8 protein-coding genes are annotated in these 6,451 nt (G+C 67.7%); 7 read left to right on the top strand and 1 reads right to left on the bottom strand.

Annotated elements, in window-relative coordinates:
* The 4 genes from G361_RS0138230 (at window position 1) to G361_RS0138245 (ending at window position 2,054) form a co-directional block, all read left to right on the top strand.
* On the top strand, window positions 1-351 hold the full coding sequence (locus G361_RS0138230) for a UBP-type zinc finger domain-containing protein (protein WP_019932433.1): 351 nt from the start codon (window positions 1-3) through the stop codon (window positions 349-351).
* A 98-nt stretch (window positions 352-449) separates the two neighbouring features.
* Entirely contained in the window at window positions 450-902 is a 453-nt protein-coding gene (locus tag G361_RS0138235; protein WP_063711931.1) for a hypothetical protein, read from the top strand.
* A 140-nt stretch (window positions 903-1,042) separates the two neighbouring features.
* On the top strand, window positions 1,043-1,213 hold the full coding sequence (locus tag G361_RS50015; RefSeq protein WP_019932435.1) for a hypothetical protein: 171 nt from the start codon (window positions 1,043-1,045) through the stop codon (window positions 1,211-1,213).
* Window positions 1,214-1,304: 91 nt separating this feature from the next.
* Window positions 1,305-2,054, top strand: coding sequence for a Clp protease N-terminal domain-containing protein (locus G361_RS0138245; RefSeq protein WP_019932436.1), 750 nt, complete (start codon window positions 1,305-1,307; stop codon window positions 2,052-2,054).
* Window positions 2,055-2,271: 217 nt separating this feature from the next.
* On the opposite strand, the gene G361_RS0138250 is transcribed toward G361_RS0138245, so the two are convergent.
* Complete coding sequence (locus G361_RS0138250) at window positions 2,272-3,036, bottom strand: trans-aconitate 2-methyltransferase (RefSeq protein ID WP_026344016.1); 765 nt, start codon at window positions 3,034-3,036, stop codon at window positions 2,272-2,274.
* A gap of 93 nt (window positions 3,037-3,129) precedes the next feature.
* On the opposite strand from G361_RS0138250, the gene G361_RS0138255 reads away from it, so the two are divergent.
* The 3 genes from G361_RS0138255 to G361_RS47585 all read left to right on the top strand — a co-directional run bounded on the left by G361_RS0138255 (window position 3,130) and on the right by G361_RS47585 (window position 5,957).
* Window positions 3,130-3,420 carry a DUF222 domain-containing protein gene (locus G361_RS0138255; protein ID WP_019932438.1) on the top strand — a complete coding sequence of 97 codons (291 nt, stop codon included), beginning with the start codon at window positions 3,130-3,132 and terminating at the stop codon, window positions 3,418-3,420.
* A 331-nt stretch (window positions 3,421-3,751) separates the two neighbouring features.
* Window positions 3,752-5,377, top strand: coding sequence for a chaperonin GroEL (gene groL, locus G361_RS0138260; RefSeq protein WP_026344017.1), 1,626 nt, complete (start codon window positions 3,752-3,754; stop codon window positions 5,375-5,377).
* A gap of 160 nt (window positions 5,378-5,537) precedes the next feature.
* Entirely contained in the window at window positions 5,538-5,957 is a 420-nt protein-coding gene (locus G361_RS47585) for a DUF4189 domain-containing protein (RefSeq protein WP_081635754.1), read from the top strand.
* Window positions 5,958-6,451: the final 494 nt, after the last annotated feature.

Here is a 6,451-nt window from a genome sequence, read left to right on the forward strand (position 1 = left end):
ATGGCGAACATCGAGGGCATCGACCCGGCGGTCCCGCCCAGCGGCACCGGCTGTGTGGAATGTGAACAGGCCCAGGGCTGGTGGGTGCATCTGCGCCGATGTGCCCAGTGCGGCCACATCGGTTGCTGTGATACCTCCCCGGCCCAGCACGCCACGAAACACTTCGCGGAGACCGGCCATCGGTTCGTCCGCAGCTTCGAGCCGGGCGAGCAGTGGTTCTGGGACTACGGGTCCAACGAGATGTTCGACGAGGGCCCGAAACTGGTTCCGCCGCAACATCATCCGCGTGAGCAGACGGTCCCCGGCCCGCGCGAGCGGGTGCCGGCGGACTGGCGCGAACACGTGCACTGAGGCCCAGGTCGCGTCACCTCGCCGCGCCGTGCCGGGTACGCTGCCAGCGCGCCGGGCACTCTCGGTGTATGTCGACCGTAGCGGGGAATGAATCGGTGATGAGAAGAATCGCGATACTCGCCGTCGTGGCGGGCACGGTGACGCTCGCCGCGTGTGGCGGGAACGACTCGCCCACCGACGCCAGCGGATTGCGCCAGAAGGCGTCCACCGCCGGCGCCGCCGTCACCCCGGCGCCGGGTAGCCCCGCACCCGTCGCGTCCGCGACCCCCGTCCCCGAAACCCCTGCCGCCGCCGGTACTTCCGCTGCCGCGAGCACCACGCCGGTCGCCGGCGGGACGCTCGGCCCGGCCTCGCGCACGCCCTGCAGCCAGTTCAAGGCCCTGGACGTCGACGCGGAGAAGACGCTGATGAATCAGGTGCTGGCGGAGAATCCGGGATCGAAGTTCGAGGGCAGCCCGAACGTCGCGCTGGGTACCGCGAAGCTGGTGTGCCTGTCGGCCAGCCGCGCCGACACTCCCGTCGCCGTCGCGATCGGTATCGCCGCCGGATAGTTTCGCGGCGGAACCCGACCCGTTAAGTGATCGATGGGCCGGCGATAAGGATCGCGAGGGACCGTGAGGGCAGCGGTGGCGCGCTCCGCGCACACCGAACGCTGTCGAACGCGCGGCGCTGCCGTGCCTGGGAGAGTCCCGTGAAGAAGTTGGTGGTGGCCGTCCTGGCCTGCGGCGTCCTGACCCTGTGCGCCGCCTGCGGTCCGGCGGCGAACCGCGATGTGCACACACATCCCCACCCGACACCGACCTCCGGCGCCCCGGGCCTGCGCGGGCACCTCCCGCACTTCACGGTCCGCCCGCCGCACTGAACCGGACCCCATCGGCCGACCCGGAATCCGCACCCGCACAATCGTCAACCAAGTGTTGACGAAGCCGCGATGGTCAACCTATCGTTGACGAATGGCAGACAATCTCCGCCTCGACGATCTGATCGAGGGAATCAAGCGGGCCCGGCCGGACAACGCACTGGAACAACTGTCGGACGCCGTCGTGGTCGCGGGCCATCTGGACGAGGTCGCCGATCATCTGATCGGTCACTTCGTCGATCAGGCCCGGCGCTCGGGTGCGTCCTGGACCGAGATCGGTACCAGCATGGGTGTGAGCAAACAGGCCGCCCAGAAACGCTTCGTACCCAAGGAATCGAGTAATCCGGCGGCGCTGGATCCGAATGCCGGCTTCGCGCGATTCACCACACGAGCCCGGCACGTCGTGGTGGCCTCCATGGAGGAGGCGCGGACCGCCGGCAATGCCGAGATCGCGCCGGAACATCTCGTACTCGGACTGCTCAGTGAGCCCGACTCGCTGGCGGCGGCGGTCATCGTCGGCAAGGGCATCGGACTGGACGCGGTCCGCCGGGTCGCCACCGCGGCGCTACCGCCGGCGGCCGGTGAGGTACCCGCCCTCGTCCCCTACAACGGCCCGGCGCGCAAGGCCCTGGAACTGACCTTCCGCGAGGCACTTCGCTTGGGGCACAACTATATCGGCACCGAACACCTGCTGCTGGCACTGCTCGAACTGGAGGACGGTACCGGCGTGCTCTCCGGCCTCGGCCTGAACAAACCCGATATCGAACGCGATCTGGCCGCACTGCTCGCGACGATACCCACCGGCCCCGCACAGTCTCCGAACCCGCCGGAACCCTCCGCCTGAAGCAGGTGGGATCGTTCGAACCGAACGGTCCGGCGGCGGCGGTGCCGGTCCGTGCCTCGGCGGTAGTGCGGCCCTGTGCATGACGGTGGGGCGGCCCTGTACCGCGGCGGCGGTACTGTCTGCGCCACGGTGGCGGTGCTGCCCGCGCTTTGGTGGCGGTGCTGCCCGCGCGTTGGTGGCGGTGCTGCCTATGCCTCGGTGAGGATGCCGCTAGCCGTCAGGGCCGATGCGCGACGGCGAACACCCGGCGGAACGGCATCCAGGTGCCACCGTCGGGCTGCTGTGGATAGGCGGCGCGCAGCAGGGTGCCGAGTTCGGTGGTGAACCGGTCCCAATCGGCATCGTCGAGCGCATCCCGCACCGGCCGCAGCGCCGTGCCGGTGACCCAGGTCAGTACCGGGTTCTCCCCGGAGAGGTGCTGAACATAGGTGGTCTCCCAGGCGTCCACGGTCAGCCCGGCCGCCGCGAACAATTCCGCGTACTCCGTCGGCTCCAGCACGCTGCGGGCCTCCAGGATGCCGGTGTCCGCCAGCCGATCCCGCCAGTGCGGCCGACCCGCCACCTCACGGATGCTGCTGTGCGAGGGCGCGTCGAAATTCCCCGGAACCTGCAACGCCAGCCAGGCGCCGACCGGCAGTTCGGCGGCCCATCGCCGCAGCAGATCGGGATGGCCGGGCACCCATTGCAGCACCGCGTTGGTGACGATCACATCGGTATCGGCCTCGGGCTGCCAGTCGCGCACGTCGAGCAGGGTCGCGTGCACACCCCGCGCCCGCGCCGCCGCCACCATCTCCGGCGAGGAGTCCGAGGCCTCGACCACCGCCTCGGGCCACCGCTCGGCCAGCACGCCGGTGAGATGTCCCGGTCCGCACCCGAGGTCCACGACACGCCGGGGGCGTTCGGCGCCGATCCGATTCAGCAGTTCGAAAAAGGGGCGGGATCGGTGATCATCGAAGGTCAGATACTGCTGTGGATCCCACACGGTGACTCCCGTCGCGTCATTCACCAAACCGTACGTACGTACTGTATTAGCCATATGCCGCTCCCACAAGGGCGATATGGATACCATGTAGCTATGGCGGATGACCGGGATTCCGACATGATTGCCGGAGAATCACGCGGTGACCTGCTGCATGCGTTGACCTATGTGTCCACGGAGTCCGGTCCCGACGGGAGTTACATAGTGAACGGAGACCTCCCCCCGGAGGTCGCTCCGCCGTTCATCCGCGCCATCATGCGCATCGAGGCGGAACTGCTGCTGCACGACGCGGAGCAGGTCACCATCGACCGCGGCGAGCCGCGCACCCCCGAGGAGCGCCGAGCCGACGCCTTCCTCGCCCTCGCCCTCCGAGTCACCGACACCTGAGGCGTTCGCGGCCCGTCCCGGTCCTGGACTGACGGAGGGAGGGAGCGCAGCGACCGACCGGAGGAGGGAAGGACCGGGGCAAAGGGGGCCGCGAACCCGCCGGAGCGGAGCGGAGGCCAAGGACACAGCCTTGCACTCGGTATCGGCGAGTGCTAAAAATGGACCTGGCACTCCCTTCATGTGAGTGCCAGGTCGGGACGGTGAGACCGGGTACCACGACACCCCCGGTCGTCCGTCGCGGGCACCGAAACCTGGCCAGCGTCAATGGAGCGATCCAACCCTGCGGTCGCTCTGTGTGTCAGCCATACACGTGGAGGATCTCAACAACGCCATGGCCAAGACAATTGCGTACGACGAAGAGGCCCGTCGCGGCCTCGAGCGGGGCCTCAACAGCCTCGCCGATGCTGTCAAGGTGACGCTCGGCCCGAAGGGTCGCAACGTCGTCCTGGAGAAGAAGTGGGGCGCCCCCACGATCACCAACGATGGTGTGTCCATCGCCAAGGAGATCGAGCTCGAGGACCCGTACGAGAAGATCGGCGCCGAGCTGGTCAAAGAGGTCGCCAAGAAGACGGACGACGTCGCGGGCGACGGCACCACCACGGCGACCGTGCTGGCGCAGGCGCTGGTGCGTGAGGGTCTGCGCAACGTCGCGGCCGGCGCGAACCCGCTGGGTCTGAAGCGCGGCATCGAGAAGGCCGTGGAAGCGGTCACGAGCCGCCTGCTGGCTTCCGCCAAGGAGGTCGAGACCAAGGAGCAGATCGCCGCCACCGCCGCGATCTCCGCCGGCGACCCGTCCATCGGCGAGCTGATCGCCGAGGCCATGGACAAGGTCGGCAAGGAAGGCGTCATCACCGTCGAGGAGAGCAACACCTTCGGTCTCCAGCTGGAGCTGACCGAGGGCATGCGCTTCGACAAGGGCTACATCTCCGGTTACTTCGTGACCGACCCGGAGCGTCAGGAAGCGGTCCTCGAGGATCCGTACATCCTGCTGGTCGGCTCGAAGATCTCGACCGTCAAGGATCTGCTGCCGCTGCTGGAGAAGGTCATCCAGGCCGGCAAGGTGCTGCTCATCATCGCCGAGGACGTCGAGGGCGAGGCCCTGTCGACCCTGGTCGTGAACAAGATCCGTGGCACCTTCAAGTCCATCGCCGTCAAGGCGCCGGGCTTCGGTGACCGCCGCAAGGCGCAGCTGGCCGACATCGCCATCCTGACCGGCGGCGAGGTCATCAGCGAAGAGGTCGGCCTCTCCCTGGAGACCGCGGGCCTCGAGCTGCTGGGCCAGGCGCGCAAGGTCGTCGTGACCAAGGACGAGACCACCATCGTCGACGGCGCGGGCGACGCGGAGGCCATCCAGGGCCGCGTGGCGCAGATCCGCACCGAGATCGAGAACTCGGACTCGGACTACGACCGTGAGAAGCTGCAGGAGCGCCTGGCCAAGCTGGCCGGCGGTGTCGCGGTGATCAAGGCCGGCGCCGCCACCGAGGTGGAGCTCAAGGAGCGCAAGCACCGCATCGAGGACGCGGTGCGCAACGCCAAGGCCGCCGTCGAGGAGGGCATCGTCCCCGGTGGTGGCGTGGCCCTGCTGCAGGCCGCCCCGGCTCTGGACGAGCTGTCGCTGACCGGCGACGAGGCCACCGGCGCGAACATCGTTCGCGTCGCGCTGGGCGCGCCGCTGAAGCAGATCGCCTTCAACGCGGGCCTGGAGCCCGGCGTGGTGGCCGAGAAGGTCTCGAACCTGCCGTCCGGCTCCGGCCTCAACGCCGAGACCGGCGTCTACGAGGACCTGCTGGCGGCCGGCGTGGCCGACCCGGTGAAGGTGACCCGTTCCGCGCTGCAGAATGCGGCGTCGATCGCGGCCCTGTTCCTCACCACCGAGGCCGTCGTCGCCGACAAGCCGGAGAAGACGGCCGCCCCGGCCGGCGATCCGACCGGCGGCATGGGTGGCATGGACTTCTGAGTCCCGCCGCCAGGCACTTTCTCGACCGCGGAGCCGGTCCGTCCCACGGGACGGGCTGGCTCCCGGCGTTACTGGGCGCCAAATGATTTGGATTTGTCGGTGGGTTTCGTGATGATGTTCCGTTGGCCTCGCAACGTGGCCATGGGAACGGGAGACGAACATGCTTGTGTCGGGGAAGACGATCGCGGGTCTCGCGCTGGGGGCGGCGGCCGTCGCACTGACGGCCACCGCCGGGCCCGCCGCGGCGGACGACGGGCACCTCTACGGCGCCTTCGCCGTATCGACGGAGAACCCGGACGACGCCTACATCATCGGCGGCGCCCGGAACTACGGCAGCCAGGCCGAGGCCGATGCGGCCGCGATGGGGCAGTGTCACTACGCCAACTGCTGGGTGGTGCTGCGCTATGTGGATGGCTGCGGTGCGATCTCGGCGCGGGACGGCCGGGTTCTCGGCGCGCTCGGATCGTCGAAGCGGGACGCCGAGAACGCGGCGATGGGACTGTTCGGACCGCCGACGCCGTCCACACTGAGTTCGGACGGCAGCCAGACCGAACTGCTCGACTCCGCCTGCAACGGTTAGGGTCCGCGCTGAATTGCCGATCGACCTTTTCGGAGCCGATTCGCCCCTGTGCGGGCGGGTCGGCTCCGCTCATTTTGGCCGGATGACCAGGCGATTTGACATCGAAAGTGGTTCGCACGTAACTTATTCCAGGTCAGAGTGACACGGACGCCGACCCGGAGCCGAAAGGCCCGGGACACGAGGCCGGACGATGAGCGCCTGATAGGATCACACGGCTCGACCGGGACCCCGATTTGGATCGGGATCACGGGGTGGGCTAAGCTTGAAAAGTTGCCTTACTGAGACTCTCTGGTTGTTGCTGGTGGGTTTTGTTTGTGCGTGTGTTCTTTGAGAACTCAATAGTGTGTCGATGAATGTCAGTGCCAAATATTTTTGGTTCCGGTTTCTCATACCCCCGTGTGGGGGACTGGACATTTAGTCAGCTTTTTTGAGCTGGCGTTGTTTTTGAATGTCGGGTTTTCGGACTCTGGCCTTTGAATTTTTCTGATTCGCCT

This window comes from Nocardia sp. BMG111209 (assembly GCF_000381925.1).
Taxonomy (GTDB): domain Bacteria; phylum Actinomycetota; class Actinomycetes; order Mycobacteriales; family Mycobacteriaceae; genus Nocardia.

Coding starts and splice junctions, on each gene's coding strand:
- groL (WP_026344017.1), top strand. CDS start 3,752: ATGGCCAAGACAATTGCGTACGACGAAGAGGCCCGTCGCGGCCTCGAG.
- G361_RS0138235 (WP_063711931.1), top strand. CDS start 450: ATGAGAAGAATCGCGATACTCGCCGTCGTGGCGGGCACGGTGACGCTC.
- G361_RS0138230 (WP_019932433.1), top strand. CDS start 1: ATGGCGAACATCGAGGGCATCGACCCGGCGGTCCCGCCCAGCGGCACC.
- G361_RS0138245 (WP_019932436.1), top strand. CDS start 1,305: ATGGCAGACAATCTCCGCCTCGACGATCTGATCGAGGGAATCAAGCGG.
- G361_RS47585 (WP_081635754.1), top strand. CDS start 5,538: ATGCTTGTGTCGGGGAAGACGATCGCGGGTCTCGCGCTGGGGGCGGCG.
- G361_RS0138255 (WP_019932438.1), top strand. CDS start 3,130: ATGGCGGATGACCGGGATTCCGACATGATTGCCGGAGAATCACGCGGT.